Source organism: Streptomyces sp. NPDC054047 (assembly GCF_055585065.1).
In genome coordinates this window covers 112,130-138,387 of the sequence record NZ_JBVJKV010000006.1, presented here as the reverse complement: position 1 = coordinate 138,387, position 26,258 = coordinate 112,130, and the positions used below count along the sequence as shown (strand labels likewise).

The 26,258-nt window shown below is 67.6% G+C and carries 46 protein-coding genes; all 46 read right to left on the bottom strand.

The features are described from left to right. Positions 1 to 58: 58 nt before the first annotated feature. The gene (locus ACZ6ZP_RS22905) at positions 59 to 1,204 is read right to left on the bottom strand and encodes an HK97 family phage prohead protease (RefSeq protein WP_469408136.1); all 1,146 of its coding nucleotides are present in this window, start codon (positions 1,202 to 1,204) and stop codon (positions 59 to 61) included. After that, positions 1,194 to 2,642, bottom strand: a complete 1,449-nt coding sequence (locus ACZ6ZP_RS22900; protein ID WP_469408135.1) for a phage portal protein — start codon at positions 2,640 to 2,642, stop codon at positions 1,194 to 1,196. Before ACZ6ZP_RS22900 ends, ACZ6ZP_RS22905 begins: the two co-directional genes overlap by 11 nt. Then, the gene (locus ACZ6ZP_RS22895) at positions 2,639 to 4,219 is read right to left on the bottom strand and encodes a terminase (RefSeq protein ID WP_469408133.1); all 1,581 of its coding nucleotides are present in this window, start codon (positions 4,217 to 4,219) and stop codon (positions 2,639 to 2,641) included. Before ACZ6ZP_RS22895 ends, ACZ6ZP_RS22900 begins: the two co-directional genes overlap by 4 nt. Then, positions 4,216 to 4,527 (bottom strand): hypothetical protein, encoded by a 312-nt coding sequence (locus tag ACZ6ZP_RS22890; protein WP_469408132.1) that lies wholly within the window; start codon positions 4,525 to 4,527, stop codon positions 4,216 to 4,218. Before ACZ6ZP_RS22890 ends, ACZ6ZP_RS22895 begins: the two co-directional genes overlap by 4 nt. Next, positions 4,524 to 5,723 (bottom strand): hypothetical protein, encoded by a 1,200-nt coding sequence (locus tag ACZ6ZP_RS22885; RefSeq protein ID WP_469408131.1) that lies wholly within the window; start codon positions 5,721 to 5,723, stop codon positions 4,524 to 4,526. The genes ACZ6ZP_RS22890 and ACZ6ZP_RS22885 overlap by 4 nt, the downstream gene beginning before the upstream one ends. A 71-nt stretch (positions 5,724 to 5,794) precedes the next feature. Then, complete coding sequence (locus tag ACZ6ZP_RS22880; protein WP_469408130.1) at positions 5,795 to 6,295, bottom strand: hypothetical protein; 501 nt, start codon at positions 6,293 to 6,295, stop codon at positions 5,795 to 5,797. Beyond that, positions 6,292 to 6,561 carry a hypothetical protein gene (locus ACZ6ZP_RS22875; protein WP_469408129.1) on the bottom strand — a complete coding sequence of 90 codons (270 nt, stop codon included), beginning with the start codon at positions 6,559 to 6,561 and terminating at the stop codon, positions 6,292 to 6,294. Before ACZ6ZP_RS22875 ends, ACZ6ZP_RS22880 begins: the two co-directional genes overlap by 4 nt. A 12-nt stretch (positions 6,562 to 6,573) precedes the next feature. Next, on the bottom strand, positions 6,574 to 7,299 hold the full coding sequence (locus ACZ6ZP_RS22870) for a hypothetical protein (protein ID WP_469408128.1): 726 nt from the start codon (positions 7,297 to 7,299) through the stop codon (positions 6,574 to 6,576). Further along, positions 7,299 to 7,715, bottom strand: coding sequence for a hypothetical protein (locus ACZ6ZP_RS22865; protein ID WP_469408127.1), 417 nt, complete (start codon positions 7,713 to 7,715; stop codon positions 7,299 to 7,301). The genes ACZ6ZP_RS22870 and ACZ6ZP_RS22865 overlap by 1 nt, the downstream gene beginning before the upstream one ends. A 26-nt stretch (positions 7,716 to 7,741) precedes the next feature. Next, a complete protein-coding gene (locus ACZ6ZP_RS22860; protein ID WP_469408126.1) occupies positions 7,742 to 8,203 on the bottom strand; it encodes an AAA family ATPase in 462 nt (153 codons plus the stop codon). Further along, positions 8,203 to 8,481 (bottom strand): phage fiber-tail adaptor protein, encoded by a 279-nt coding sequence (locus ACZ6ZP_RS22855; protein ID WP_469408125.1) that lies wholly within the window; start codon positions 8,479 to 8,481, stop codon positions 8,203 to 8,205. Before ACZ6ZP_RS22855 ends, ACZ6ZP_RS22860 begins: the two co-directional genes overlap by 1 nt. A gap of 15 nt (positions 8,482 to 8,496) precedes the next feature. After that, complete coding sequence (locus ACZ6ZP_RS22850; RefSeq protein ID WP_469408124.1) at positions 8,497 to 8,859, bottom strand: HNH endonuclease; 363 nt, start codon at positions 8,857 to 8,859, stop codon at positions 8,497 to 8,499. Positions 8,860 to 9,746: 887 nt separating this feature from the next. Next, a complete protein-coding gene (locus tag ACZ6ZP_RS22845; protein ID WP_469408122.1) occupies positions 9,747 to 9,932 on the bottom strand; it encodes a hypothetical protein in 186 nt (61 codons plus the stop codon). A gap of 178 nt (positions 9,933 to 10,110) precedes the next feature. Then, a complete protein-coding gene (locus tag ACZ6ZP_RS22840; RefSeq protein WP_469408120.1) occupies positions 10,111 to 11,211 on the bottom strand; it encodes a transglycosylase family protein in 1,101 nt (366 codons plus the stop codon). Between the two features lie 299 nt (positions 11,212 to 11,510). Continuing rightward, positions 11,511 to 11,714, bottom strand: a complete 204-nt coding sequence (locus ACZ6ZP_RS22835; protein WP_469408119.1) for a hypothetical protein — start codon at positions 11,712 to 11,714, stop codon at positions 11,511 to 11,513. After that, positions 11,711 to 11,854 carry a hypothetical protein gene (locus ACZ6ZP_RS22830; RefSeq protein WP_469408118.1) on the bottom strand — a complete coding sequence of 48 codons (144 nt, stop codon included), beginning with the start codon at positions 11,852 to 11,854 and terminating at the stop codon, positions 11,711 to 11,713. The genes ACZ6ZP_RS22835 and ACZ6ZP_RS22830 overlap by 4 nt, the downstream gene beginning before the upstream one ends. Further along, complete coding sequence (locus tag ACZ6ZP_RS22825; protein WP_469408117.1) at positions 11,851 to 12,171, bottom strand: DUF6221 family protein; 321 nt, start codon at positions 12,169 to 12,171, stop codon at positions 11,851 to 11,853. Before ACZ6ZP_RS22825 ends, ACZ6ZP_RS22830 begins: the two co-directional genes overlap by 4 nt. Next, positions 12,171 to 12,863, bottom strand: coding sequence for an HNH endonuclease (locus ACZ6ZP_RS22820; RefSeq protein WP_469408116.1), 693 nt, complete (start codon positions 12,861 to 12,863; stop codon positions 12,171 to 12,173). The genes ACZ6ZP_RS22825 and ACZ6ZP_RS22820 overlap by 1 nt, the downstream gene beginning before the upstream one ends. 125 nt (positions 12,864 to 12,988) lie before the next feature. Beyond that, positions 12,989 to 13,768, bottom strand: coding sequence for a hypothetical protein (locus tag ACZ6ZP_RS22815; RefSeq protein WP_469408115.1), 780 nt, complete (start codon positions 13,766 to 13,768; stop codon positions 12,989 to 12,991). A 239-nt stretch (positions 13,769 to 14,007) separates the two neighbouring features. Further along, positions 14,008 to 14,466 carry a hypothetical protein gene (locus ACZ6ZP_RS22810; RefSeq protein ID WP_469408114.1) on the bottom strand — a complete coding sequence of 153 codons (459 nt, stop codon included), beginning with the start codon at positions 14,464 to 14,466 and terminating at the stop codon, positions 14,008 to 14,010. Between the two features lie 396 nt (positions 14,467 to 14,862). Beyond that, positions 14,863 to 16,206 carry an AAA family ATPase gene (locus tag ACZ6ZP_RS22805; RefSeq protein WP_469408112.1) on the bottom strand — a complete coding sequence of 448 codons (1,344 nt, stop codon included), beginning with the start codon at positions 16,204 to 16,206 and terminating at the stop codon, positions 14,863 to 14,865. Between the two features lie 30 nt (positions 16,207 to 16,236). Beyond that, positions 16,237 to 16,821, bottom strand: a complete 585-nt coding sequence (locus tag ACZ6ZP_RS22800) for a helix-turn-helix domain-containing protein (protein ID WP_469408111.1) — start codon at positions 16,819 to 16,821, stop codon at positions 16,237 to 16,239. Positions 16,822 to 16,893: 72 nt separating this feature from the next. Beyond that, positions 16,894 to 17,064, bottom strand: a complete 171-nt coding sequence (locus ACZ6ZP_RS22795) for a hypothetical protein (RefSeq protein ID WP_469408110.1) — start codon at positions 17,062 to 17,064, stop codon at positions 16,894 to 16,896. 13 nt (positions 17,065 to 17,077) lie between these two features. After that, the gene (locus ACZ6ZP_RS22790) at positions 17,078 to 17,728 is read right to left on the bottom strand and encodes a hypothetical protein (RefSeq protein ID WP_469408109.1); all 651 of its coding nucleotides are present in this window, start codon (positions 17,726 to 17,728) and stop codon (positions 17,078 to 17,080) included. Between the two features lie 88 nt (positions 17,729 to 17,816). Further along, entirely contained in the window at positions 17,817 to 18,059 is a 243-nt protein-coding gene (locus ACZ6ZP_RS22785; protein WP_469408107.1) for a hypothetical protein, read from the bottom strand. After that, positions 18,046 to 18,240, bottom strand: a complete 195-nt coding sequence (locus ACZ6ZP_RS22780) for a hypothetical protein (RefSeq protein WP_469408105.1) — start codon at positions 18,238 to 18,240, stop codon at positions 18,046 to 18,048. The genes ACZ6ZP_RS22785 and ACZ6ZP_RS22780 overlap by 14 nt, the downstream gene beginning before the upstream one ends. Beyond that, positions 18,240 to 18,533, bottom strand: a complete 294-nt coding sequence (locus ACZ6ZP_RS22775) for a hypothetical protein (RefSeq protein WP_469408102.1) — start codon at positions 18,531 to 18,533, stop codon at positions 18,240 to 18,242. Before ACZ6ZP_RS22775 ends, ACZ6ZP_RS22780 begins: the two co-directional genes overlap by 1 nt. Then, the gene (locus tag ACZ6ZP_RS22770; RefSeq protein ID WP_469408100.1) at positions 18,496 to 18,885 is read right to left on the bottom strand and encodes a hypothetical protein; all 390 of its coding nucleotides are present in this window, start codon (positions 18,883 to 18,885) and stop codon (positions 18,496 to 18,498) included. Before ACZ6ZP_RS22770 ends, ACZ6ZP_RS22775 begins: the two co-directional genes overlap by 38 nt. After that, a complete protein-coding gene (locus tag ACZ6ZP_RS22765; protein ID WP_469408099.1) occupies positions 18,882 to 19,154 on the bottom strand; it encodes a hypothetical protein in 273 nt (90 codons plus the stop codon). The genes ACZ6ZP_RS22770 and ACZ6ZP_RS22765 overlap by 4 nt, the downstream gene beginning before the upstream one ends. After that, a complete protein-coding gene (locus ACZ6ZP_RS22760; RefSeq protein WP_469408098.1) occupies positions 19,147 to 19,656 on the bottom strand; it encodes a hypothetical protein in 510 nt (169 codons plus the stop codon). Before ACZ6ZP_RS22760 ends, ACZ6ZP_RS22765 begins: the two co-directional genes overlap by 8 nt. Then, complete coding sequence (locus ACZ6ZP_RS22755) at positions 19,653 to 20,252, bottom strand: hypothetical protein (RefSeq protein WP_469408097.1); 600 nt, start codon at positions 20,250 to 20,252, stop codon at positions 19,653 to 19,655. The genes ACZ6ZP_RS22760 and ACZ6ZP_RS22755 overlap by 4 nt, the downstream gene beginning before the upstream one ends. Positions 20,253 to 20,323: 71 nt before the next feature. Continuing rightward, positions 20,324 to 20,623, bottom strand: a complete 300-nt coding sequence (locus tag ACZ6ZP_RS22750) for a hypothetical protein (protein WP_469408095.1) — start codon at positions 20,621 to 20,623, stop codon at positions 20,324 to 20,326. After that, the gene (locus ACZ6ZP_RS22745) at positions 20,613 to 20,762 is read right to left on the bottom strand and encodes a hypothetical protein (protein ID WP_469408093.1); all 150 of its coding nucleotides are present in this window, start codon (positions 20,760 to 20,762) and stop codon (positions 20,613 to 20,615) included. Before ACZ6ZP_RS22745 ends, ACZ6ZP_RS22750 begins: the two co-directional genes overlap by 11 nt. Beyond that, entirely contained in the window at positions 20,759 to 21,712 is a 954-nt protein-coding gene (locus tag ACZ6ZP_RS22740) for a hypothetical protein (protein WP_469408092.1), read from the bottom strand. The genes ACZ6ZP_RS22745 and ACZ6ZP_RS22740 overlap by 4 nt, the downstream gene beginning before the upstream one ends. After that, positions 21,709 to 22,095, bottom strand: coding sequence for an SLOG family protein (locus tag ACZ6ZP_RS22735; RefSeq protein ID WP_469408378.1), 387 nt, complete (start codon positions 22,093 to 22,095; stop codon positions 21,709 to 21,711). Before ACZ6ZP_RS22735 ends, ACZ6ZP_RS22740 begins: the two co-directional genes overlap by 4 nt. Positions 22,096 to 22,115: 20 nt before the next feature. Next, positions 22,116 to 22,361: a hypothetical protein gene (locus ACZ6ZP_RS22730; RefSeq protein ID WP_469408090.1), complete on the bottom strand. Its 246-nt coding sequence runs from the start codon at positions 22,359 to 22,361 to the stop codon at positions 22,116 to 22,118. Further along, positions 22,361 to 22,765 (bottom strand): SsgA family sporulation/cell division regulator, encoded by a 405-nt coding sequence (locus ACZ6ZP_RS22725; RefSeq protein ID WP_469408088.1) that lies wholly within the window; start codon positions 22,763 to 22,765, stop codon positions 22,361 to 22,363. Before ACZ6ZP_RS22725 ends, ACZ6ZP_RS22730 begins: the two co-directional genes overlap by 1 nt. A 249-nt stretch (positions 22,766 to 23,014) precedes the next feature. Beyond that, positions 23,015 to 23,305, bottom strand: a complete 291-nt coding sequence (locus ACZ6ZP_RS22720) for a hypothetical protein (protein WP_469408087.1) — start codon at positions 23,303 to 23,305, stop codon at positions 23,015 to 23,017. Further along, complete coding sequence (locus ACZ6ZP_RS22715) at positions 23,302 to 23,493, bottom strand: hypothetical protein (protein ID WP_469408084.1); 192 nt, start codon at positions 23,491 to 23,493, stop codon at positions 23,302 to 23,304. Before ACZ6ZP_RS22715 ends, ACZ6ZP_RS22720 begins: the two co-directional genes overlap by 4 nt. Next, positions 23,490 to 23,642 (bottom strand): hypothetical protein, encoded by a 153-nt coding sequence (locus tag ACZ6ZP_RS22710; protein ID WP_469408083.1) that lies wholly within the window; start codon positions 23,640 to 23,642, stop codon positions 23,490 to 23,492. Before ACZ6ZP_RS22710 ends, ACZ6ZP_RS22715 begins: the two co-directional genes overlap by 4 nt. Then, complete coding sequence (locus tag ACZ6ZP_RS22705) at positions 23,639 to 23,866, bottom strand: hypothetical protein (RefSeq protein ID WP_469408082.1); 228 nt, start codon at positions 23,864 to 23,866, stop codon at positions 23,639 to 23,641. The genes ACZ6ZP_RS22710 and ACZ6ZP_RS22705 overlap by 4 nt, the downstream gene beginning before the upstream one ends. Further along, a complete protein-coding gene (locus ACZ6ZP_RS22700) occupies positions 23,863 to 24,123 on the bottom strand; it encodes a DUF7352 domain-containing protein (protein ID WP_469408080.1) in 261 nt (86 codons plus the stop codon). Before ACZ6ZP_RS22700 ends, ACZ6ZP_RS22705 begins: the two co-directional genes overlap by 4 nt. Further along, on the bottom strand, positions 24,123 to 24,488 hold the full coding sequence (locus ACZ6ZP_RS22695; protein ID WP_469408078.1) for a hypothetical protein: 366 nt from the start codon (positions 24,486 to 24,488) through the stop codon (positions 24,123 to 24,125). The genes ACZ6ZP_RS22700 and ACZ6ZP_RS22695 overlap by 1 nt, the downstream gene beginning before the upstream one ends. Then, positions 24,478 to 25,095 carry a hypothetical protein gene (locus ACZ6ZP_RS22690; protein ID WP_469408077.1) on the bottom strand — a complete coding sequence of 206 codons (618 nt, stop codon included), beginning with the start codon at positions 25,093 to 25,095 and terminating at the stop codon, positions 24,478 to 24,480. The genes ACZ6ZP_RS22695 and ACZ6ZP_RS22690 overlap by 11 nt, the downstream gene beginning before the upstream one ends. Next, on the bottom strand, positions 25,092 to 25,328 hold the full coding sequence (locus ACZ6ZP_RS22685; RefSeq protein ID WP_469408076.1) for a hypothetical protein: 237 nt from the start codon (positions 25,326 to 25,328) through the stop codon (positions 25,092 to 25,094). Before ACZ6ZP_RS22685 ends, ACZ6ZP_RS22690 begins: the two co-directional genes overlap by 4 nt. Continuing rightward, positions 25,328 to 26,245 (bottom strand): LamG domain-containing protein, encoded by a 918-nt coding sequence (locus ACZ6ZP_RS22680; RefSeq protein ID WP_469408075.1) that lies wholly within the window; start codon positions 26,243 to 26,245, stop codon positions 25,328 to 25,330. The genes ACZ6ZP_RS22685 and ACZ6ZP_RS22680 overlap by 1 nt, the downstream gene beginning before the upstream one ends. Between the last annotated feature and the right edge of the window lie 13 nt (positions 26,246 to 26,258).

Sequence of the window (26,258 nt, the reverse complement as noted above, 5' to 3'; positions counted from 1 at the left end):
GCTCTCCGTTTTTGGGCATGAAAAAGGCCCCCGTGAGGGGGCCGGAAAGAACGTGTGGTCAGATGCCGTTGATGCGTGCCATGGACGCCATCACCAAAGCGCCGATCTCCTCGGCGCTCGGCTCTGGCGGCTGGTCGTCGTCAACAGGGACCGAAAGCAGGGAATCGAGGCGCTTTACGTCGTCCCTGATCCATGTCAGGAGATCGGCAGAGCCCTGAGACATTCCCTTGCCCTTTTGCGCGCGGAGAGCCATGACGTCCGTCGCACGGTCGATGAGGCTCGAAAGATTGGCCATCACTTCGGTGGCCTCATCCGCGAACCGCTGCCTGCCCTTCTGAGACCCAGCTGTACGCAGCTCAGGCGGTTCCCGGTCGGCGTCGAGCAGATGCGCCGCCAGGTGCTTGTAGACGGCCTCGCGGTGCTCTTCCGGTACGCCGGAATCGCCCTTGCAGCCGTTGAGTTCGGCGATGCCCTGAAGGCACGCGCGGAGGTTCGCCGGCCCGTCGATGCCGTGGTGATGGGCGAAGCGGTACGAGGCCTTCAGCTCCGGGTCACCGTCCGGATCGACCCAGGCGAAGACCGTGCGCAGCTGGGAGGGACGGGCGTCTTCGGGGAGGTCGGCGACCGTCTTGGCACCGTCCCAGGACCGCGTCAGAGTGGCCGTCTCCCGAGCCGGAATGGGACCACGGACGGCAGCGCCCGCCTTCGCCTCCGCAGGCTCCGCGTCAGCGCCCTGACGGCTCTTCACGGACGTGGTTCGCGTGCCGACCCCGGCGCCCAGCAGCACAGGCGAGACCTCGTGGACCTTGACCCGATCCAGGTACCGGACCTGCCGGTCGCCCTCCTTGCCATAGGAGTGCTCTTCGATGTCGAAGCCGTAACTCCACTCCCCCAGGCCCTCTTCCGCCAGGGCCTTGACGGTCTCGAAGGTGTCCTTGCCGTGGGCGGTGTTCATGAAGAACTGCCCTTCAAGAACAGCCTTCTTGCCCTTCACACGAATGACACCCTTGCCGACCGGCAGCGCACCGTCCCACGACTTGTGGCCGTAGGCCGAAATGGCGACTTTTGCCCCGTCGGTGAATGCGCCCTCGCGGGTGAAATCGCCGTCGTGGTCGCGTACGTTCATCGTGGAAAAGACGGCCGTGACGATGCCCTTGTCAGCGTCCTTGATCTCCAGGCCGCCGGGCAGGCTCTTACGCTCCATTGTCGAGTCCTTCCGGCTGACCGGATTCATCTGGTTCTGGTGGATCGGCTGATTGCCCGGCGGGTAGGGCGGGTTGAACGGGCTGTGCTTCGAGGGGCGGCTGCATCTGAACGGAGACCAAACCGGTGTGATGACCGATCAGCAGGCTGATGTCCTCGTTGACGAGCGCCTTCACGGCGTCGTCCGGCTCGAATCCAGCCTTGATCAGGGCGTCCAGGGTGTTGGCCTGAATGCGGATGATCTCGGCCCGATCGCGCGAGTCTTCGCGCAGGAAGGCCACATCTCTGGTGTCGAACCACAGATGCGTACTGGCGCCATTCGGCCGGAAGAGCACTTCAAGACTTGCCGCAGCGATACGCCACAGCGGGCGCATGGTGCCGTCGGCGAAGCGTCGCCTCGATGCAGCGAAGTTGCTGGTGTTGAGGGCGCTGCCTTGTAGGCCCTCGGAGAAGCCCACCCATGAGGGCGGGACCCCGGCGGCGGACGCTATGCGCGCCTCGCCCTTGCCGACGGTCGACGTGAAGTCGAGCTGCCGGAAATCATGGGTCAGCGGAGTGACGTCAGCGCCGCCTTGAAGGAAGAGCGTCTTGTACGCGTTCCAGGCGCCCTGGTGTCCGGCCTTGAATTCCTTGACGAAATTGTCGAATTGCTCGCGCTGCACGTCCTTGTCGAAGCGGATCACCATGCTGGGTACGGCCGCGTGCTCGAAGAAGACCTTCTTGTGCGTGGTCGCCGCCGTATCCGCCTCGATCTCGCGCAGGACCGGGGTCATCCACGACATGCCGCGGAAGCGGGCCGCCGGGTCGGGGATCGGTGAGTAGTGCGCGACCTCACCGGGGAGCAACAGCACGGCGCCACCAGACGTGTTCGGCGCACCCGATGCCATCACGCCGAACTGCCTGGGCTCGTAGAGGTAGCCGATGATCCTTGCGTCCGCCGCGTACAGATCGCCGCTGTGCGAGCCGATGACCATGGATACCCAGTCAGGACGCAGCCGCGCGAGGCGCAGCCCCGGCCCGTTCGCCGCGCCCCCGTAGCGGCCCTGATCGTCGGTCTTCGTCCAGAAGCTGTTCCCCGCCAGCGAAGCATCTTGCTCCATGCGCGCCAGCAGCTCACCCGTTGTGCCGCCGGGCCACGGACGCTCCAGCAGGTTCAGTTCGGCATTGGAGAAGAGATCGCCGGGACGGCCCTTGTTGAACTGCCGCCACATGAAGCGCGCTTCGCTGAAGACCATCTGCCGCGCCATCACGCAGCTGAAAATGGGGCCGTTGCGCTTGAAGGCGCCTTCGACATAGCCCTCGAAATCCGATTCGATCCGCTCTTTGTCGGCGGTGCTGCCCAGGAAGAAGGGCGCCGCATCAAGCGACCAGAAATCGGGTTCCGTGAAGCTCTTGGTGCGGGTGAAGAAGGGCCATTTCCACGACCAGGCCACGGTCACCCCCACGCGCATCCGGCTTCGACGGGCTTCCTGGCGGGCTTCTGCTGAAGGCCCCAGACGGCGAGCGTCGCGGCCTGCAACGGCGAGATGTCGACGGCCGCACCACGCTGGTCCCAGGCCCACAGGTCGGCGACGGTGCGCTTGTCGGCGCCCGCCACGGCGTTACTGAGCGGCACCTGATCCAGGTGCACGAGGGTGGGATGGTTGCCCCGCATCGGGACGACGGCACTGGCGAAGGACCCGCAGGCCTGCGCGAACTCCCGGGCCGTCGGCGAGATCACCGTGATGCCCGCCTTCTCCAGCGCGGGGATCAGCGCACCGGCCTGACTCGCACGGTTGATGACGACAGCTCGCGGACGCCAGCGCGCGGCCAGCTCCTTGACGCGGGCCACGATCCAGCGGTCACCGGGGCGGTGATCGAGCAGACGCTCGCCGTCGCTCGTGATCTCGACGTGGGTGAGGCTGTCGGCGTTGAAACCGGCAACCGTGATGCAGCCCGACTTGCGGTCGGGGGTGAGTTCCACGCCGAAGGACAGCTCACCGTCCGGCATGGATGCCGGGTCGACGCAGGCCTTCCAGGACGCTTCGTCGATGACGCGCCACGACTCGCCCTCAACCGGCCAGTCGCCGACCCCGAGGCGCTCGCGCGCGAACTCCTCGGCCGACATGCTGCGACGCTCTGCCTCGATGTGCTCGACAGAGCGCTCCGGAGAATGCACACCGCCAATGCGGATACCGAAGCCGGGGTTCGCCTTGGGATACGAGGCGTACAACCGCGAGAGCTGCCGGTCGTACTCGGCCTGGTCCCAGCGCGGGTCCGGCGCGAAGTCCTGGCGGTCGTGGTCCTCGCAGTCGACCGGGCAGAACTGCGTGCACGGGTCGATGGACCACTCCAGGTAGCACAAGCGAGGGTCGTTGCCCGCCATGCCGCGGGCGCGGACACGACCGAGCGCAGTGGAGTCCTTGGTGCCGGACGATCCCGTGTACCAGACCTGCGGGTCCGGGACGGCGGACAGGGTCGGCAGGATCGAGCCCACGGCCCGGTCCGTGAGGATCATCGCCTCGTCCAGGATCAGGCGATCGCACGTGAACCCACGCCCGCCGCCCGCCGTACGGGAGCGGAAGCGCAGGCGGCGCAGCACGCCGTCGCGCATGACCTCGATGCCCTCTTCGCCGTGCGAGCGGGACACGCGCTTGACCATGCGATCGAGGTCCGGCGTGTTCTCGATCAGACCGAGGATGCGCTTGAAGGCCTCAAGGCTCGTGTCGAAAAGGTGCGCGCTGTGAATGCACAACTCTTCGTCCAGCAGGTAGAGGCTGGCCAGCTCAACCGCTTCGAGAATGGCCCCCTTGCCGTTCTGGCGACCGACCACCAGGCCGACTTCGAACGCGCTCCACGTGCCGTCACGGCGCTGCCCCAGGGCCTCGTCCAGCACGAGCCGCTGCCAGGGGTCCATGGGAAGACCTGCGATCTCCGCCAGCTCCGCAACATCGGCGCCCGCGCTGGACACGCGCGGCGGCGCGCTGAGAATCCGGGGCGCCTGACTGCCGCGCCCCGGTATGACGACTCCGCTCATGCCCCGGTGCCCCTGCGGCGCCGTCCCGTGCCCTGGCGGCGCGCGGCGTCCGGGCTTCCGCCCGTGCGCTTGGCGGCAAGTTCGTCGTATCGGGACACCGTCGTCGTGTCCGGGATCTTCTCCAGCTCTTCGAGCACCTTGACCAGGCGCAGCATCAGGGCCGCAGTCTCCGAGCCCGAAGAGCGCCGCAGCTTGCCGCAGTCGCAGCACTCGATCTCACCGCTGATCTCTCGGGCCAGCCAGTCACGCATCGCGGCGTACTGAACGCGCTTATCGCCGCCTGAGATGGCCTTGCGGAAGTCGTTCACCGCCCACGCACCTCCCCCGCCACGACCAGGCGCCTTTCAGGGCGCGGCTCAACACGAACGGTGCGGTCCTCATCGGACACGGCCAGTACGCGGGCCTCTGCGGCGACCGTGATCCGGCGGGGCTCCGCAGGGATATGCAGCACGCGCGGTTCCTCGGCCACAACCGTGATGCGCGGACCCGTCGCCCGCGTCTCCGCGTACGCCAGGACCACGGCCGAGGGCGCCGCCACGGAGAGCACGCCGTCCAGCGATGCGGCGCCGTCCACGTCAACGACGGCAGACGGGGCAAGCACCACCAGAGCGCCCGGCGAGGCCACACCACCTGTCCCGGAAAAGCCCGCCGACGGCGCCGTCATCGACAGCACACCGCCGGTCGCCGCGTCGGCCGAGAGGGCAACCACGGCCACAGGAGGGCCCGCCGACAGCGGGCCACCCAGACCGAGCCCGCCGACGGCAGTCACGCCCGCAACCGGCGCAGCGGCAGCCAGGCCGGCCGAAACACCGGCTTCAGCGGCGACGCCGGCGGCAGCAGACGGCGCGGCAACGGCCAGCCCGCCGACGGCAGTCACCGCTCCTGCGGTATCGCTCGCCGGCGCCGGTGCGCTCACGGCCAGGACGCCACCGACGCCCAGCTCGCCGGCTGCGGCCACCAGGGGAACCGGTGCGACGACGTCCTGGTCGCCCGCCGCCGTGACGTCGGCCGCGACGTCGACACTCACGGGCGGTGCGACAGCTTCCAGCAGGTCGGTGGGACCGCCCGCCAGGAGCACGGTGGGAACCGGTGCCACCACGCGTAGCGCGTACGGGAGCTGCCCCGCCATGGCCACCGTGGCCGACGGAGCGGCGGCAAGCAGCTGCGTTTCGACGATGACGTCCGCATCGGCGTCGACAGCGGCGGACGGCACGGTGACGACCAGCGTCGCGGCGGCCTGCGCGGCTGCGACGACGTCCACGATGGGAGTCGGCATCGCGGCGGCGAGCGCGCCTGCGGCGATGACGTCAGCCTCGGCCGCCACGGACGCAGAGGGCGCCGTGGCGGCGAGGACCGCCGTCGCCTCGGCGGCAGCCGTCACGCTGACCGCGGCCGACGGAGCCGTCACCGTGACGGTGGCCGTCGCCTCAGCGGCACCTGCCGCGGTGACGGCGACAAAGGGGGTGGTGACGTCAAGCGTGCCGGTGGCAGGGACCGCGGGCACTGCGGGGACGATGACAACGGCGCCTGCGGGCTGTCCGCGACCGAGACGGGCCATGGGTCACACCGCCTCGGTCAGCACTCCTCGAAGACGATGTACGCGATGGCCGTCAGCGTGGCAGCTGTATTGATGCGCAGCTGGCAGTACTTGGAGGGGCTGACCACCGGTTCGCGGCCCAGGGGCCACTGCTTCTCGTACTGGGTCATGGGGCCGACCAAGGCGCCCGCGAACTGGCGCTCAGTAGTGTTCGTGGTGATGGCCACCGCGCCGTACGCCGTCGACCCGGTGCCCATCGTCAGGCTGGACGCCTTGGCGTTCTCGCCGATCGGCATCACGGTTGAAGTGCTGTGCGCAGTCATCGACGTGGTGGCGGCGCTGGCCTGCGCGAGCGTGCACACCGCCGGGGCACCTGCCGCCGTGCCGCTGAAGGACACGCCCCATTCGACGATACGGATGCTGATCGTTGACGGTGTGGCGAGCTGAATCGCGACCTTGGCGTTCGCGGCATAGCTGGTAGCCGACATCACACCCGTGGTCGCGTCAATCGCCGTGTTGTAGGCGATGTAGAGGCTCACGCGACACCGGCCACGCCGTAGACCAGCAGGTACGCCCCGTCCCGGTTGGCGCCGGCCGGGACGGTGACCGTGGTGTTCGAGATCGAGGCACTGGCGGCGGCGGCCACCGTCGTGCCCATGAGAACAGCGCGCTTGATGACGGTGAACTGCTGGATCACGTCGATCGTGTCGCCGGCGCTGATGTCGCGCAGCGCGTACAGGGCGACACGGTCCGACTCCCCGTTCATCCACATCAGCGGATACCTGTTGGGCTCAAGAGCGGCCATCAGCGGTTCACCTCACCAGGTAGAGGCACGACGCACCGCCGTGCTGAAGATGCGGGCCGTTCGGCCCGCAGGGGCGGGCTCTTCCATCAGGGCGCCGGCCGCGAAGCACCAGATGATGTTCGAGGCAGAGGCGGTACCGGTGGCCGTGAGCGTCGGTGCGGTGCCGGTGCCCAGCTGCTCCACGAAGAGGATTCCGGGCTTGCCGGTGTTGGACGTGGTCATGTAGACCTCGCCGCGCTCCACCCAGGAACCGCCGGGCCCGGCCAGATCGAACGCCTGCGTGTTCCAGGTGCCCATGACCACACCAGCCATATGAAGGGCCAGGTCAGAGGCCTGCACACCCGTCAGCGCCACGCTCGTCTGCGGAGTGCCGCGAGTAGATCTGAAGACCGATCCGGACGTACGGAAGGGATCTCCAATAGAGATCACTCCGGTGTAGCGGAGCATCGAGATCGCGGCGTAGTTGCCGAACGTGGCATCCAGGGTCACGGTGTACGAGGCGGGCTCGGACGACGCGCGACGGTAGAACAGCACGACGGTGTTGTCCTCGGTGGCGCCGCCGTCGGCCGTGACCTTCTGAGTGAACCCCGGCACGCTGGGGTCCACTCCCACCGACTCGGGAACGCAGACGCCCAGGATCAGCATGTCCCCGTCGGCCGTGCCCGCAGGCACGTTGATCGTGCCGGTGGCCGCGCTGTTGACCGTCGCCGTCGTAGCGTTCTGGAAGGCGATGGGCATCAGGCGGCAGGCATGGTGAAGGTGCCGCTTGTGATCTCGACATTAACTCCGACCGAGATGGTTGTAGTGTTCAACTGAAGCTGGCCGCCGCCGCCCGTCGCGGTGACCGAGCCGTCGAAGACGGTGCCGGGCGTGCTGCTCGCGCAGCGGAACCAACTCGCCGTGCCCGCGGCAACGCCGGTCGTCGACAGGGGAACGGCGGCCAGCGTACACACCCCGGACGACGCGGCGCCGAACGCCGGATCATCCAGCGTGAAGGTCGCCAGCAACGTCTGACTCGACACCGCGGTGTTCGCATTCGCGGGCTGCGACGCAGTGTAGATCTTGATGGTCCCGGCGCCCGCTCCCCCGTCGATCAGGTCGACGGCCGCATCCGCCATCGCGTTCTGCGTGGCGGTAGCCAACTGGACAGCCATCTGTTGTTCCTCTCAAGGGAGTTCGGTCACCAGGCGCGGGAACCGGCGCCGCTCGGTGCAGTTGCTGAGGACGGGGGCACCGGACGCGGACGCAGCCCGGAGGCGTACCAGCGCTTCACGCCGTCCATGTAGTTCTCGGGGCGCTCTGCGCGGCAGCGTGCTTCGACGACCTCGCGGCCGGGGTCGACCGTGACGACCTCGGCACCGTATTTGCGGTAGCGATCCATGGCGGCAGGCTTCGGCACCGAGTGGATGATGTAGACGTCGTGATCCCTCACGTGCCGCAGTGCCTCGGTGATGGCAGCCTCGCGGGCGCGGAAAGCGACCGTGGCCAACGGGCGCTTGTGGCCGTGCGGCTTGGCGCCGACCGCGGTCAGGGCGTTGGCGATGCGGTCGTAGTCGATGACGATGTCGCCGCTCTTCGCGCGCTCGTTGACCCACGTCGACTTGCCCGCGGCGGGCGGACCGATCACGACGAAGAGGGGCATCAGCGGTTCTTGACCCGGATCGTGATGCTGCGATCGTCGATGCGCCCGGCGGACGTCGTGACCCGATTGGTCACCAGGTACGGCGTGCCCGGGGTGCCGCCCGTCAGCCAGGCCGTGGCGGACGTCGCACTGTTCGCGTCGCTGTCGAGCGTCAGCCCGGCGGACACGATCATCTGCGAGTCGGTAATGGTCTCGCCCGGCTCCAGCCAGTCGGACCAGTCCCACACCCAATCGAGCCGAGCGTCCGGATCTTTGGGCCACGTATCGGAGGCGGCCATGGTCACCCCCAGGATCTACGCAGCGCGGCGCAGCTCAGACACCGCGTCGTACAGGCGGATGTAGAAGCCGTTCTGCTCATCCGGCGGCAGCTCTTCTATGCACCGCGCACCCTTGGACGTGTTGCAGTACCGGTGCGCGAGCTGGACGTTCAGCCTGACGTCGTCGCCGCCGCGCGATATCGGCACGATGTGATCCACCGTCGGAGACCACGGCCGCGGTGCCGGGACGGACATGTCCACCGGGAGACTGCACAACTGGCAGACGTACCGGTCCCGCTCGGCTATCTCCTCGGTCCTGTAGTGCTCGACCGCAGCAGTCCGCTTCAGGGCGCGACGTCGGCGGCACTTGTCGCGTAGCCGGGCCGCATCGCGGACCATGTACTCAGGACTCGCGACGTATGCCGCACGACAGGACAGGCACCGGGGCTCAACTGCGGCGGTGAGAACATCAGTACCGCAGTCGACGCAAGGTCGCGGGTTCTTCAGCGTCCTGGCACCGCCGTTGACAGCACCGGAGCAGTCGCGCGAGCAGTACTTGGCCTTGCTATGCGGCGCATCGACAGTGAAGGTCTCACCGCAGTGAGCGCACCCACGCTTGCGGGCTTCCGCACGGCAGGCCCGACATTTGGGCAGAGACTTGGCACCTTTCGATGCCCACATCAACGTTCCGCACCCGGCACACGACGCATCGCGCTTCTTCTTCGTCCAGGATCGAGAGAACCCCCGCCCCTTCGCCTCCGCTTCACGGCATTCAGGCGAGCAGTGAGCCGGGGGCTGCCCGCACTTGCTCGGCCTACTGAATAGATTTCCACAGAATCGACAGATGGAATTATTCACGGGTCTCCATCGATAAAGATCGATGCATAAAAGTCAGCCCGCTTGAATAGGGGCTGCATAAAAGGTAGTCGATCTATACATTGATCTACGTACAAGATCGAAACATGCATAGATCGGAATTACCAATCCAACGATCAAGCCTCTGACCTGCATTTATTGCAGTTTACTGATCATTCGCATTATGAAATTTGATAGGGGGTTCTGCGGGTGGGAGGAGCGTAGCGGGTCACCGCGCATGAAATTCAGGGCAGACCCCCGCCCCCCTATGCAGAGCAAACAGAGCGCTGACCTGCACCCTTGCCGCCGTCACTGATTCCCCCTCAGCTAATCTCGTGCATAAAAAATATCCATCGCCTGCATAGCCGCAATGGAAATCCATACATCGTTTATGCACGAGGCATTCTGCATAGATCTATACAGAGATCCATTCACCACCGCTTCGAGGCCTTCACGGCCGGACGCGTATCGCGGTTGCTCTTCTTCTGATTGCAGAGACGGTGCGAGGGCCTGAGCCACTGCACGTCGTCGGGATCATCGCCGCGCGCGAGCAGTACAGCGATGGACGGATCATGATCTGCTTGCCAAGCCATCGGATCGAGGTAGTGCAACGTCATGTCGATCGCTTGACCGCACAGGTGACAGATCGGTGGTGCCTCGCGCTTGAGCTGTGCGACAGCGCGACGCCATCGCGCACCACTGCGGCCAGCGCACCTGGTCACCGGCACGGCGCACCTCCATGGGTGGGGGCACACCGTGCCGGTGATGGTGGATCAGGTAGCACAAGCGAGGTAGCTACTTACCGAGGTGCAGCACCTGACCAGGATGGATCAGGTTGGGGTTGTCGCCGATGGTCTTGCGGTTGCCTGCGTACAGCGCCTGCCAACCACCTTTGATGTTGTGAGCCGTGGCGATGCGATGCAGGTAGTCACCAGGCTTGACCTTGTAGGCCTTGCCACCCCATGTCGTACCGCCCGCACGCTTGGCGCCCCTGCTCTCCGAGGGCACGGCCCGCTTCTGCTGGGGCGCCACCCTCGGCTTGGCGGGTACGCCCTGGTTCGTGGGTGCACCCTTGCTCTTCGGCACGGTGGGGGTGGCCTTGTGTGCAGGGCCCCCCGCTGTCGAGCCTGTGGGACGCACGACAGCGGCGAAGTGCGTGGCATACCAGCCGCTGCGCCAGGGCGCGACCTGCACCCGCTTGCCGGGACTGGGGGCCTCTACTATCCGGCCGCCCCCTATGTAGATGGCGACGTGTGCACCACCGCGGTAGATGACCAGGTCGCCGGGCCGCACCTGCGAGGGGGATACCCGCTTCAGTCCGGCCAACTGTGCCTGTGACGTACGCGGGATGGAGATCCCTGCTGCACGCCAGGCTGCCTGCGTCAGGCCCGAGCAGTCGTACGCGCCCGGTCCGGTGGCGCCGAAGATGTACGGCTTGCCACGCTGCGCCAGGGCGAACGCCACCGCTCTTGCCGCGGTACCCGATACCTGCGCCTTCGGCTTGGCCGGCGCCTTCCTGGGCACAGCCTTCTGCACCTTGGGCGCCGCCTTGTAGGGCTTGGCTCCGCCCCGGGTGAGACCGGCGCGTGCGCTGCATACGGGCCACGCTCCGGGGCCCTGAGCCGCGAGCACCTTTTCGGCGATCTGGATCTGCTGAGCCTTGGTGGCGAGATCGGCACGGCTGGCGTACCTGCCGCCGCCGTACGCCCGCCAGGTCGACGCGCTGAACTGCAAGCCGCCGTAGTACCCGTTGCCGGTATTGATGTTCCAGCGGTTGCCGGATTCGCACTTGGCAACGGCGTCCCACACGCTGACGGAAGCGGCGTCTGCCGTGCCGGTCCCGACTACTGCAACGCCCGCACCGACGACGGACGTTGCTGCCGTCGAAGCGATCATGCGTTTCGTGCGTACGGCCTTGGGCCGCCTGTGCTTATTGCGGTCGTGCCCCATATGAGAGATCTCCGATGGGATTGGGCCTGCCCCGCTCAGGCCACCCGCCTTGGTGCGGGCATGAGGAAGCGGCCCTGCTCAGCAAGGCCGCTGTATCCGCGTTGACGCGGTAAGTGAATGGCGCAGCCGCTGTGGATCAGCGGGCGCAGCAAAAAGGCCCGCACACGGCGGGCCTTGATCATCAGTCAGGCGCTCTCCTGGGCATGCCGGACACGCCTCGATAGTGCACGACGGATCTACATCGGTCAATCACCTCCTTTCGATTCGCGAATGATCGGGGGCTTCGGCAGCGGCATGCCGGGCTTGCGCGGCGGCATGGCGTCCAGGTCCCACAGGCGGCGCGCGGCCGTCCCGTAGCGGATCAGACGCCCTTCACCGGCCAGCTTGAACAGCCACCGCCGCGAACAGCCCCAGTACAGGCAGGCGGCTTCGGTATCGGCGAGCTTCACGGGCGCAGCGCCTCCCACCACATCCACGCGATTCCGCCGACCATCCCGACGCCGGACAAGATCCACAGGGTGACCATGAACGCCTGGAAGGTTCCGTACCAGAAGCCGTACGCCTGCCAGTAGTGGCGCCAGGCATTCACGGCCGCCACTCCTCGCGATAATCCGGGTGATCGTCGTACGGCAGGGCGAGCAGGCGCAATGACCACCCGTAGACCTCATTCGGACGCAGGAAGTCGATCAACCGCCGCTTCGCCTCGATCTCCTTGAGGACGCGGGCCGGATCATGGCGGGCGATGTGGTCGGCATTCCAGGCCTGCGCTTGCTGAGTCACACGTACTGCGCCCGTCGACCCACCAGAGATGTAGCCAACGTGACGCACCCACGGACCATCATCCGCATGGCGCGCCACTGCCTCGTCATCATCGAGTCGAGCACGAACGAAGTCCACAAGATCCATCAGAGCCCCGCCTCCTTGAGCACCTTCTGTACGGACACAAGACTGCGACCGACACTCGCAGCGATCTCGCGATGAGATGCACCAGACCGCCGCAACGCCTGTATGCGCTGCTTGTCTTCGGGCGAGAGGCGCGGACGGGTCAGGCCACGTACACGCCTGGCCTCCTTCTGGCGCTCGTTGCTCCGCTCGTTTTCGCACTGGCGGCACCGGTAGCTGGTGTAGCCACCCGACCGCACGACACGAAGATTGTCGCCATCCTTCTCGTGATCCTTCGAGCAGCGCTCCTTACGAGGACTGAACAGCCTGCCTCGTACGGACGCGTCTATGGCGTTCTCCCGAACCGTGCCGAGATAGAGGTGCGTCGGATTCACGCAGGCGTGTTGGTCACAGATGTGCAGAACGAGCAGACCGTCTTCGATCGCCCCACGCGCCCGCCGCCAAGACTCCCGGTGGGCGAGATGACGCTTCCACAGCCCGTACCCCTTGCGGTCGCACCTCCCGCTCCAGAGCCAACAGCCATGCTCGTGGGTCTTCTTCACCTGCTGCCAGAAGTCATCCACGAACCGGGGGGCCACGTCACGCTCACTCTTGGGAGTGTGATCGATCCAGCAGCGGTAGCACCTGCTGCACATGCCGCGAGTGAGCTTGCCCGCCCTACCGCAGCCCTCGATTGAACAGATACGCTCGGCCATGTCGATCTCCTTGTAGATCGGCCACGCCCCGGAACGGTTACCGCCGTTGCCGGGGTCTATCTGCTCAATTCTCCCATCTCGGACGTCATTTCGGGCCATTCGCAGGTACGCGATCGAGCCACCCACTACGCACCCTCGCCTTCCAACAGCTTGATCCAATCCCACCTGAAATAGCGAGTCCCGCACGGCTCCGCCTCGGGTGTCCCGATGCACCGCACGTCGGTGGATGCGTCGTCGGCCACGATCAGCGCGCCGCCGCAGCTGCCGCAGACCGTCGTTTCGAGAAGCCGCTGCGGCGAGTCATATCCGAGAATGATCCGCGCCGTCCGGACCTTCTTCCGCAGATCTTCTTTCACTTCGTAGACAACATCGTCGTTTCCGTTCTCGCTGGCTATCGCGCACCAGTCCGGAACGGAACGCAGCGCACCGGTCATTGTCACGCCATTGGGCTGACGGTGCTCCGGGTACAGCACAGCGCGCAGAGCGGCGTAATGACTCCGCGCGCTGTCCCCGATATCCATCAGCGCCGCCAGCGCCTCGCCGTTTCCGGGCGGGTTCGAGTGCGGCTTATCGATCACACCAATACCGCTGCCGTCCGATACCGCCACCGGCTCCGTCACGGCTTCCTGCAACTGGACGATCAGCGAGGGCAATTGCGTGGTCTGTGCCCGAGCCTCGAAATGCACCGGGCATTCACAGTGGTGGTGCTTGCGTCTCGCGGGCGACAGGGCGGCACGGCGCACCTGGCACACCGGCGCATGTCTCGTGATCGGCACCTGGTATTCGACGCGCTCCTCCCAGCCATCGAGCAACTGGCCGACAAGATCCGCGACTTGCTCAGCGGGAAGCACGGGCCAGCCATACGGCGAGACGGCGAGCCCGTTCCACAAAAACGGCGCGGTCATGAAACAAGCAGGTCATCATGGGCGGCGCCTGCTCCGCAGGATGCCGCTCCCGGTGCAGGTACTCGGCCAGCTTGGCAATATTGATCATGAGCTGCCTCTCTTGATATGGATCATGAGGACGCAAGAAGGCCCCTGCGAGGCGCTCAGGCGCCCTCAGGGGCCAGACGGACTCCGGGAGCCAGAACGGGCTCACGGGCCGTCAGAAGCGGCACCAGGGGCCCGCGCGGGGCATCGCAGCCTCACGGGCAGGTGTCGTGGACCGCCCAGTGCTGGGTGTCGTACTCGATGGCCCAGTAGGGCTGCTGATCCTCGATCAGCTTTCGGCAGGTGCTGCACCGCAGGGGCCGTGACGTCCAGGGCTCAGAACGGGGCGGGGTCGCAGCGTTCGCAGGAACGGGGCTCTGACGGCCCGTCTGAAGCGCTGCGGAGGCACAGGGGCGGTCCTGGTGCCCAGAAGCGCTCACACGGGCTCGGGGAGGGCCCACGGCCAGCTCCGTGACCCTCGTGGCGTCCATGCCCAGGGCGCCGCAGGGATGGGCCGCGACGATGACGCACGGCGTCGCGGACACCGATGCGGTGCGCCGCCGCAGACGCCACGGACGGCCGGCGCGGGTGAGCACGTCGTAGGTCGCCAGCCCGGCGATCAGCGCGGCCCTGTAGTGATCTCCGTCCAGCGGTGTGGGATCGGCGGCTGTCATGACGCCGGACACCTGGCACGCGAACACGTAGCTTCCGCAGCGGTTGCAGGTAGCAAGTTTGATCTCTGTGTCGATGAGGTTCTGCGTAGCCGTAACAAGATCCTTTCTTTGTCTTGTCCGTCGCTTGTCGCCACGTCGTCGTGGGGGGGCCGCTTCGCTAGGCCCCCCCACACGTAGCGACACGATCAAGGAAATAAGAAAAGGGGTAGCGACGAAAGCACGACGCCGCAGGTCAGAGGTAACGACGAAAACACAACGCTTTAGCGACGGTAGCGACGAGGGGTAGCGACCAAAGCACGACATGATCTTGAAAAATAGCGACGGATAGCGACGCCGCAGGTCAGAGCAGGTGACCGGTAGCGACGGATTTATAAACGTGCTGGTCAGAGCGTTGTGTCATTCCGGCTCTTCGATCATCTCCTGGACGTGCTCCGGACGCTCCGCCGCGGCAGCGCGTGCGAGGGCGTCCAGCTGCTGCCGTCCCGCGTAAGTGATCTCGTACCGGGCACTCGCCGGGACCTTCTTGATCAGTTCCTTTTTCAGCAGCGCGCTCACGTGCGTACCGCACTTGCCGCGCTCTTTGGCTTCGAGTCCCAGCGCCGCCGCGACGCCGCTGACCGAGACGCCGACCTCTCCGTACTCGGAGACGGCCTGGAGCACGAGCTGCTGCTTGCCCGTGACGATGATCTCCACCGCGACCGGCGCGCTGTCGCCGCGCAGCCGGAAGACGAGCGAGTCGCCCACCTCGTGCCCTTCGAGCAGGAGGTCCATGGCCTCGGCGACGTCCTTCTGGAAGCGCGTCAGCAGCGTGACGCGCATGCTGGTCTCCTCGCGCCGCACCTCGAACTCCGCGTCCACCGCGCCGTCCCAGGCCGTGGCGCCGCGCCCGCGGCCTCCTTCGGTCCCGGAGTGGTGGACCAGCATCACGCAGGCGCCCGTGACCTCTTTGAGCGCGTCCAGGGCGGCGATGATCTGCCCCATCTCCGTGTTGTCGTTCTCCTTCACGCCCACCGTGCACCGTGCCTGCGTGTCGAAGATGATGAACTCGAAGCCGTAGGTGCGGGCGTAGGCGATGAGACGCCGCTGCTGGTCCGGGTCGCCGATCTGGACGGCCCGCGGGTAGAACCGTACGTCGATCGCCTGGCCGTTCTCCTGTTCCCAGGCCCGCACTCTTCTGCGGGTGCCTCTCACGCCTTCGGCGACGACGTACAGGACGCGCGCCTTCTCGGTGCGGTAGCCGAACCAGCGCAGCCCCCCGGCGACCGCGCCGGCCATGGACAGCGCGATGAACGACTTCAGCGATTTCGGCGGCCCGAAGATCCGCACCAGGCTGCCCTTGTCGAGGTAGCCGTCGATGAGCGGTTCCGGCTCCGGAATGTCATCGAGCTGGTCGCTGACCAGAACACCGGCCGCGAACTCCTCGGCCAGCGCAGCCATTCCCTCGGGGGAGGTGAGGAGACGTTTCTGCCTTTCGAGGAAGCGCCTTGCGGCCTCTTCCATGTCCTCGCGGTTGGCTATTTCTCCTTCGATGCGCCGTTCGCGGTCCGGGTCAGGAAGTCCTGCCAGGAGATCCGTTCCGCTGACGATGCGGGCGAATTCAGCGGCCTGACTGCGATTGATTCCCAGCAGGACCGCACGCTTCGCTTCGGGGTCAAGCTCCCTGAAGATTGCCGCGAGGGTGTAGAAGTCGATTCCCTGTGCTGGCGGCAGGTGCCCGTTCTGGTCGCTCAATTCCGTCACGGGCACGCGCCTTTCTCGCCGTACTGGTCGTCATCGTGAAGCCGGGGCGGGCTGCACTTCTCTGATCATGTCTGTCTCCTTCTGGGTGAATTGCGGAATGTCCTTGGCCGTGATCAGACCCGCGGCCCACAGCACGCTGATCGCGTGCGCCTCGCTGAAGGCGTACAGGTCGTCCATCATGCGCAGGTGCGCGGCGCCCTGCCTGCGCGGCGCCCGCTCGCCCCGGATGAGCCGCAGCAGGCAGCGGGTGTGGTCACGCGTGGCGTTGGCTCGCGGCGGCAGGGGATGGCCCTGACGCACTGCGCCGATGTCGCCGCGGGCCAGACCGACCGCCACGGCCGCGGCCGTGGACCGCACGCCGTAGCGGGCCTGTAGCCGGTGCAGGCAGTGCCGCACGCCGTCGGGCGTCATGTGCTGGTGCGCCGCGATGTCGGCGGTGCTCTCCCCGTCCGCCACGGCTTGCAGGATGCCCAGTGCGCTGCCGCCCGGTGGCCGGCGCGCGGGCCGTGTGACGGCGGGCCTGCTCTCCTGCTCGGCCTTCCTGCGCCTGCGGCTGCGGCGACGCGCGCACGGCAGGCAGTAGCGGGAGTTGTGCCCGCCTTTCCGTCGCCCCACGCCCACGTTGGCCGGGTCCCTCAGGTCATGCTCGCCGGCCCCGCACAGGGTCCTCTGCGGCGGGCCCACAGCTCACCCCCTGCTCCGGATGGGGCGCCCCGATCCCGGGCACCGGATGCGCCGGTGCCGGTCGTCCGAGAACGGCGCGCTCTCGTGTTCGTCCAGCACCACTCCGCGCCGGGTGCGCAGTAGCGTCACGCTGCGGGTGCAGCGCGGGCAGCGGCCTTCGACGGCCTGGTCCATGCTCACGTCTCCTTCAGGGGCTGTCGGTCCACTGCACGAAGCACAGCCCGCAGACGTGCGAGACGTGCGGCCCGCGCAGGCGGCAGTCGTGCTGAGTGCCCGCGGGCCCGATGAGGCTGGCGGTGCAGCGCGAAGGCTGTTCGCGCAGCGCTCTGCGCACGGCGTCGGCCGCGTGCCGCGCCAGGGCGTCGCGCAGCGGCGCGTCGTCCGCCACCGAGGGGTCGACGGGTATGGCCAGGCTGAGCCGCTCGGAGCGGAACGGCAGGCGTATCGCCAGCGTCAGCGGTCCGTCCCCAAGGAAGGAGGCGCTGTCCTGCTCCAGCTCGACACCGATGCGCACGCCTGCGGGCTGCGGTCCGGCTTCTTCGGCGTATGTCTGCTGTACGGCGGCCAGGACTGTGGCGACGGTGTCTTCCTGGCCGGTGATGGCCTGCGACGCGGCGCGCACCGTGTCGTTCGTCCTCACCGCGCTCGCGGCCAGGCGCTCCATCGCCTCCTGGATGCCGCGCCCGCTCACGCCCACGGCGCCCACCAGTCCCCCGTTCTTGAACGGCGGCACCTGCTGGGGCTGCCATGCCCAGTCCTTGGAGTCGTCCAGCGTGTCGGCCGACGGCTCACCGGAGCCCCGGCACACCACCACGTCGTAGCCCTGGGCGGACGTCACGACGTGGTGGTCCCGCAAAACAAGATCCCCCCGGCGGTCAACCAGGGGGATCGATTTGCGGCACTCGGGGCACGCGCCTTCGGTTGGATCACTGCTCTTGCGGGTCATTGCTCACCTCCGGATCGATCAAGTTGTCGCAGTGGCAGATCGGTTCGCCGTACTGGATCGAGGCGCCCTCACCTTCGCGGATCTTCTCGGCAAGGTCGTGGGCGATCGCTTCGTGGATCTCCGTGACCAGCTCGCAGTGCAGGGGCTCAGGAAGGCCGAGCAGCGCGTCAGAGAGCTTCTGGAGTCCCGGCGCTGGACGGGTGTGGATCTCACGCCAGTTCATCGCTCATCCCCGCCAGCAGCCCGTCCAGCGCCGCCAGATGCACTCGCAGTGCCTCGCGCTGAGGGCCGGACAGTCGCGCAACCCACTGCCGCGCGCTGTCCAGGTCCCCCGACATGACCGCGATCATCGCCTCAAGTTCCGGCGTGAAGCGGTCGGGCGGGGTGGTGTTGCCGGTGCCCATCAGGTGGTCGTCCTTTCTCGTTGCAGCTTCGCCCGTCCGGCGACGATCCATGCGGCCATCTCGCGCGACCAGACCGTACGTACGGCGAGGTACGACCCGAACGTTCCCTCAGGTATCCAGTCGCTCTTGCAGCGCGGGCAGTTGGCGAACAGGTTGGCCCCGTTGGGGCAGCCGCTGCCGGGCGCCTCGGCATTGCACACGTAGTCGTAGCACTCGCACTCGTATGCGTTGCGCCGGTAGCCGGTCCACCGGCACTCAGGGTTGAGGCAGTCGACGCGGTAGCGCGCACTCACCGCTCACCTCCAGTCCGATCAGTCCCGGTATCCCGGTGACGTCGCCCTGCCCGTAGCGCCGGTAGGGGTGCTTCTCGCAGAACAGAAGAGAGACCCCGTCGCGGAAGTCGATCCGCTCGCCACCGCGCGTGTACGACACACGGGACAGGTCGGGGTCGTCTCCGTACTCTTGGATCAGCCGCTCGAAGGTCCCGTGCAGCTTCTCCGGGCTGTCGAAGCGCAGGACCCGGTCGTCGTTGCAGCGGGCCGCACAGAGAGCTCCCAAGTTGCCATGGGCCACCGCCAGGGCGACCGACTCAGGTGTGTACCCGGCCTTGAGGAGCCGGGCCACTGCCTTCAGGTTGTCGCTCACCGTGTCAACTCCAGTCGCAGCCCCGCGCGTTCGCAGAACTCCTTCAGCCCGATCTCGCTGTCCCAGGTGTCCCCGCGCGTGAAGCGGGCGACTGCGCCGTCAGGGATGCGCTCCCACGTCTCGGGATCGCTGTTCGCGTACGCGTCCACCGTGCCGATGCCGCACCTGAAGCGCAGGTACAGGTACTGGTAGCCGTCCGTCCACGCGTCCCACTGCGAGGGGTGCGACTCACAGGTCTGGTCGGCGTGGACGATGGTGAGGTCAGTCATCGAGGCTCCTCGGATCATGCGGGTCGATGAGCCCCACGGCGTGGCGGATACCGTCGGCCAGGTCCTGGTTCGTCATGGCATCCGCGTACGCCTTGAGCTTCTGGGCCGCGGCGAGACGGCTGCGGATGTGTACGCCCGTCGCAGCGTTGACCCACGCGGCGCGGATCTTCGCCGGGAGGTCGTCCCATTCCGGCATCGGGTCACCGCGGAAGTTCAGGAAGTCGACGGTGACGCCGTACGCCCGGTAGGCGTTGCGGCCGTCGTGCCCGCCCGCGTCCTCCCCCGCGATCTGCCGCACCGCGGCCGTGATGCAGCTGCGCGGCACGATGACGGCTTCTTCCCCGTCGCCTACATGGGCGTTGAGCTCTTCGGGGATCTCGGTCCCGGGTGGTGCGAGCTTCCCGATGACGAGATAGCCGCCGCTGTCCAGCTCGATGACGTCGGGGCAGGTGTCGCCCGTCAGCGAGCCACGCTGCTGCGGGGTGGTGCCGACACGCCTCATGAGTCGATCGCCTCGTACTTCGCGACCAGGGCCGCGTAGGTGTCGCGCTCAGCGGCGTACTCGGTGACGTACTTCTCGTCGCCGTGCCTGGTCCAGAACTCGACTTGCTCGGCAGCGTGGTCGCGGCCTTCACGCGCCACCTGGGCTACTGCCTCACGGGTCGCCCACGTGGCGTCGGTGACGATCTCTTTGCCGTCGTAGACGCACTCGCCGACGTAGCCGTGCACGGTGTCCAGCGACATGTGGGCGCTGCGGTCGTAGAACGCCGCCTTGTAGAAGATCCGCACGCGCCGCCGCCCGAGCTGGTCGGTGATGTACGACCACATGGCGTGGTCCGAGCCTTCGCGCTTCCAGCCGTCGGGCAGCGTCGCCGGGAGGAACAGCGGGTCACGGGCGTCGGCCTCGCCGAAGGTGAAGCCCAACGCCTCGAAATCGGCGCGGGGGTCGTGCATCTGCGCGGGCAGCTGGTCGGAGTGGACCAGCTGCGCCTGGCCGGCCCGCTCCTGGTTCTCGATGACGGCGCTTGCGTCACCGGTGGCGAAGGCGAGCAGAGCGGTGAGTTCCATGCTCTGCGGGTCCTGTGTGTTCTCGATCATTGCGGGTGTTCCCTTCCGGGCATGCGAAAGCCCGCCCCCGGATCGGGTGGCGGGCGGGGTGGTGGGGGCCGCTACTCCCCGAAGCGCGCGTTCAGCTCGGCCTCCGTGAGGTCACGGTTCGTCTCGGTGTAGAAGTCGTGGCTGTCAAGCGTCACGGCGACCGCGTGCGCTTCGGGCCGCACGATCGCCGTCATCGGGTCGGCCAGGATCTTGATCGCGAGATCCACCCAGTGATCCCACGGTCCTTCCGCGTTGCTGTTGCTGTTGCGCGGCGACCAGGACGTGAACCAGTCCCCCATCCACGGCGTCCACTCGATGCCGCACCGCTTGCCCGCCTGGATCGCGGGCACCTCTTCGAACTCACCGCGCATCGCGGCTCTCCTCCTGGTCGGTGTTGAGGGATTCCCACTTGTCGCAGACCCACGACCACCCCGTGCCGTCGCCCACCCGGTAGTCCAGGCGGCTGCGGTGGAATGCCCAGTCGAGGAACTGCACGAGGCGATAGATCACGTGCCGTCCTCCCTGAACTGATCGAGCAGCCCCGCGTCGTCCAGCGCTCCGAGCGCGCGTATGGCGGCCACAGGGTCGGGGTACGGCTCGCTGGCCGCCACGTACCGCGCCACCTCTACGAGGCGCTTCAGCGCGTCCCTGGGGACGGGGACGGTGTCGTCCAGCGCCACCCACGACGACCCGTCAGCGGCCTTGTGGAGTGGTCCTTGATGCCGGTGGCGCAGGACGCAGGGACCGAACGTCATCCCGCCCAGTCCGGCGACGGCCGATGCATCGCAGGTCCCTGCGGACAGCTCCCGGACCCACTCGCGCAGGACGTGCATGTTCTTGTCGCGTACGCGCGTCACCGCGTCGGCCAGCGCCACGTAGTCCACGCCGTCCTGCTCCTGGCAGGAGTGCGCGTCCGCGTCGTGCAGCGCCTGGACGCACCGGCTGTGGAACGCGTCCGATCCGCTGCGCGAGGGCGGCACAACGATCTCAGTAGGCGTGCCCTCGGCCATCATCTGGTCGATGTCGGCCTCGGTCAGGTCCGTGTCGTCGCTGAGGTACTGCGCGAAGTCACCGAGGTCGTGCGTCTCACCGCGGCGCGCGGCCTTGATGCCCTCTGTGATCCGCTCGTTCAGGCATGCGTCATCGACGGCACGACCGCATCGCGTACACCGGTTGTGCATCGAGCCGCACGGCTCCGGGCACACAGAGCGGTCGAACCAGGTCGACACACCGATTCCGCTGTGACTGCACGGGGTGTCGCTCCGCGCCCGCATCCGCCTCGCGTCCGCGGTGAGCCCCAGCGCCTCGGCTTCATCCGGGTCGACGACGCGCTTGCCCTCCGACAACATCACCGGCTGGTCGCCCTCGTGCGGCTCGTATTCCGGCAGTCGGCCGCCCTGCCCCGGCACGCGGCCGGTGACGAAGAAGGCGAGCCACTGCCAGGTGTCGCGGATGCTCACGCCGTCCACCTCCTTGTGGGTATGCCTGCCTTCTCCGCGAGCGCCGCGCAGCCGCTCGCGCCATGCGAGGGGTGCGGACGCAGGCGCGTGCACCGCGGTGAGGTGCACGGCCCGATGAAGGCAAGGCAGATGTCCGCGCCAAGGTTGACCATGTGCGCGTTGCGCTTCGGTCCGCAGGCCGGCCACGGTCCGAAGTCCGGCGCGGGGTGCCGCTCGACAGTGGCGCCGTATCCGCGAGCCCACTCGTCAGCCATCGCATCAGCGCCGGTCGGGCACGCCCCATGGACGACGATTACCTCCTGGTCGACCGGCACCGTGGGCATGGTGTAGGCGAGTGCATGCCAGACGGCACCCTTGTCTTCCCAGTCCCGCGAGCCCGTCACGAGAATGCGGTACGGGGCGCTCACCGGCGCTGCCCCATGACGGTGCTGAGCCCGCCTACGGCCCGTTCGATCGCGGCTCCCGTGTTGCCGCTGCGGCAGATCGCGTCCGCGACGTCCAGCAGGGCGGCGGCGATGGCAAGATCCGCGCGTACCGCGCATCCCGCAATGAGCTGGTCGGCAGTGAGGTCACGCGCCTGGTTGAGGTCGGTACGCGTGGTGTTGAGTTCGTGCACCGCGAAGTCACGCACGGTCTTCTGCTCAGGCATTACGCCGCCTCCCCCAGGATCGCGGCGAGCGTGGCGCCGACGTCCAGGTGCCCGGACTCCATGCCCTCGGGGACCTGGAGATAGCTCGCGCTCAGCAGCGCCTCGATCCCGTGGGAGCCGATGGCGAATGCGGCCTTGCCCTCCTCGCTGGACACCTGGACGGTGATGGCGCCGCTGGGGTGGCGCTGCACCTTCACGTCGCCCTCGCCCACGGTGCCCACCGCGCTGATGCCGTCGGCGAGCAGTTCGCGGGCGAAGATCCAGACGGTGTGCTCGCCGTCCGGCTTGGTGATGTCCAGGGCGACGGCGTACGGGTCGCGGGCGCTGTACCGCAGTACGGCAGGCAGCGGCGCAAGGCTGCCGTTGTTGCAGATCAGTTCCAGGTCTATCGGCTGGTGGATCATCACTCCCCCTTGGAGTGCGCGGGTGGACATGCAAAAGCCCCGGTCACGAAGACCGGGGCGGATGTTTCTCGTCGACGATCGGCAGCTTCTCGGTCTCGGCTTCGGAGGATGGCGGCGGCAGCGGGCTCCGCTGCCAGGGGCGCCGGTGCGGGCCGCGGCGGCGGCCGTGAGGGCTGAAGAAGGCGGCGTTGACCCACGCGCCCACCAGGCCCCCCACGCCGCCGCACGCGGCCACTGTGAGGATGTCGTTCACTGCCCGTTGCCGTGCTTCAGGCAGGGGAACGGTTCGCCGCAGATCGGGCATCCGTCCCTCATGCGCGCTTCATTCTTGTCGCAGCAGGCTGCGCACCAGATGTCCATCAGCGCGGGGATCAGTTCTCCCGTGCGGATGCGGCAGTTGCAGGCCTTGCAGCGCAGGACGTCGTCTCCCCAGTAGCCCCTGGTCCCGTCGGCATTGAGCACGTACGGCTCGTACGGGACGCGCGGGATGTATTCGGGCCCGAAGACGCGGACGTCCGGTGGGCGGTCGACGATCGTCACGTGTCCTCCGCTTCGTCGCAGCAGTCCGGGCACGACGCCTCGGTGTCGTCGTCGATGTAGCCCGCGTGGTCGCCGGGCTCGATCTCCAGGCCGCACCGCTTGCAGCCGCTGGAGTACGCGGCCGTGAAACGGCGGACGCCCCCGGGCGGCTGCGCGGGGGCGTCGGGCCGGGTGAAGGGACGGGTCATTGATCGTCCCCGCCCTTGGCCGCCATGAAGGCGAGGACGCGCGGGTCGTCGGCGTCCAGGCTCGTCCAGCCGGGGCGCGCGCCGTCGGGCTCGGGGTCGGGGTCGACGGGCCCGAACACGGTCGGGTCGGACTGGTCTTGGCTGGTCACTGTTCACCTCGGATGTAGTGCTCGTAGTTCGCGGCGACGGCGACGATCTCAGGAGACGTCGCAGGGCTGCCCGCCTTGTGCCAGAGCGCCATGCGCAGCGCGATGACCCGGATCATCTGGTCCGGTGTCAGGCCGCGCGGGCTCACGCCGCAGGTGCAGGGCAGCGCGCCGCCGCCGCCGTTCAGCCCGTAGTTACACGACGGGTCGTGGGTGCGGGTCTTCATGAGACAGCCCTCCGCATCAGGTGCCAGACGAGCGGTCCGGCGAATGCAGTGCCGTCGTAGAAGGCGTCAGCGGGCAGCGGGTGCCCGGTGCCGTACACCCGGAAGTCCCAGGCGTGGCCGGGGTGGTCGTCGCTGTGCATGGCCCAGAATTCGACCTTGTTCACGGAGCGGGTAGCGACGTGCAGCACCTCGCCCCGCAGTTCGATGCGGTGCCACTGGTCATCGACCGGCACCTCGTAGCGGTAGATCTCGCTCATCAGTAGAACTCCAAGGGCTCGCCAGCGGCTGCCGCCGCCTCCATTCCGTCGACCAGCTCAAGCCCGCGCTGACGGTCGCCATGGTCCTGGTCAGGCCACAGGGCCTCGATGACCTCGCGCAACCGTGGCGCCACCTGTCGGCACTCCGCTGGCGTGAGTTCGCCGTCGCAGTCGGAGTGATCGAGCAGGGGCTTCAGTGGGCTGGTCACGGTCTCCCAGGACATGCGGGGGCGGTCGTCGCCGTAGCGGCGGAAGCCGTCCATGACGTCCAGGTCGATGCCCTCGTGCGCGGCAACCGCCCTGCGGAAGCGGCTGAATCCGCTGTATGCCCAATGCGCGTCGCAGTGAGTGAAGTCAACTCCCATGGTGTGCCTCCGAGATCGCAGGCAGCACCGTGCCCATGAACCACGAGGCAGCGTTGGCGCCCCCGCGTCCGAGGTCGGTGAGTCGCTCGTATCCGCTGTGGATCTCGCCGGTGAACTCGTTCATCCACTCCCAGCGCACGCGCTGATGATCGAGCCACTGCCCAAGGCGCGCGATGTACTCGGCATGCAGATCGCCGCATCCGTAGCCGCGGTCGTCGCTGTAGCCGTACGCGGTGTCGAAGGAGACCGTCAGCCAGCAGGCACGCCGCCATGCGTGCGTGCCGTCGCAGTCCGGCGACTCCTTGTCGTAGTACTTGTTGCCGGGGATGTTGCAGTCACCGTCATGGGCCGCCCCCTCTTCCGGCGTACGCAGCGGAGCGTTCGGCCGGTAGTGCAGCATCAGCCATGCGGGCAGCCCCTGACCCAGGTTGTTCTGCATCGTCCAGGGGTTGGCCGGCTCGATGAACGACTCACCGCGGCGCCATGTCTTGTCCTGCGTCGCGTCCCACGTGTGCCGGTCGGTCGCTCCGAGCAGCCCCCGGCAGAACATGAACGTCTCGGTCGGGTCGACCTTGTCGAGGACGTAGATGCGGGTGTCGAGAGTCATGACTCACGCTCCGGCCAGTGCCACGTACCGGGCTCGTTGCCAAAGCCGGGGTCATCCGACGGCGCGACGTCCCGCGCGAAGGCGAGTGACGTCGGCAGCAGGAGCGCCAACCCCAAGTGCGGCGTATCGCGGTCCGGGTATGAGCCCAGCTCGGTGACGATGGCGGCCGTGCACTCCGGTCCTTCGTCGCCCATGACGGTGTAGTGGACGATGCGTCCAACGCTCGGCTTCATCACCCCACCGCCTTGTAGCAAGTTGCCCACGTGACTTCGAGGACGGCCCGCGCCCCCGGCTTCGCGTAGCCGCGGTTGGGCAACTTGCGGTCGCCGATGATCCGGCTCTCGTTCTGCCACACCCAGCTGGACGACGTCAGCGTGGTCGGGCCAGACCGCAGCTTCTTGCCGTCCAGGTAGACGGTCACCGTGCTGCCGCGCCGCTCCCACGTGTAGGTGTGCGCCGTCGTCATGTAGGCGCTGGTCTGGACGTTCCACTCAGCGCCGCGGCCGTGGCTGTGCGCGGCGACGTTGCCGCCGCGGTAGTCGTCGACCTCGGGATAGTCGACCTCTGCCCTGCTGCCCTCGTAGCGCAGCCACGCGGACTTGAACCCGGAGTCGGCGCGGGTGACCTTGACGCGGGCGCTGTACCGGCCGTCGCGCAGGTCCATGCACTTGCGTGGCACGACCGTGCCCACGACGTTGCTGCCCCCGCTGGCCGGCCGGTACATCGACACCTTGAGCGTGCCGCCGCCGTCGTAGCCCTTGCCGATGGACACCGTCTTGTGCGGCTCGTAGGTGCCGCCGAACGGGGCCCCGGTGTTGCCGTCGGCCCCGCTGTTCGCGGTGTCCTCCCAGCCAGACGGGTAGGCCCACAGGGTGTCGCGCCACTTCCCGGTGAGCCCCGAGCAGTACGCACGCGGGGTGTCGGCGTAGTGGTTGCAGCCGCTGAACGACCCGGTCTTCACCGGGGCGCTGACGGCCGAGTTGAAATTCTCCGCGTACACCTGCTTCCAGCCCGGCAGGTCGCCCTTGGGCATCGCGTTGGGCGACGGTGCGCCGTCGGCGCCGGGGGCAAGAAGAAGGGCCGCTACGAGAGCGGCCCCGGAGGTGGTGGTGATCAGCGCCTTGCGGCGCCTGCGTGCGTGCTTAGGCATGGTGTCCCTTCAT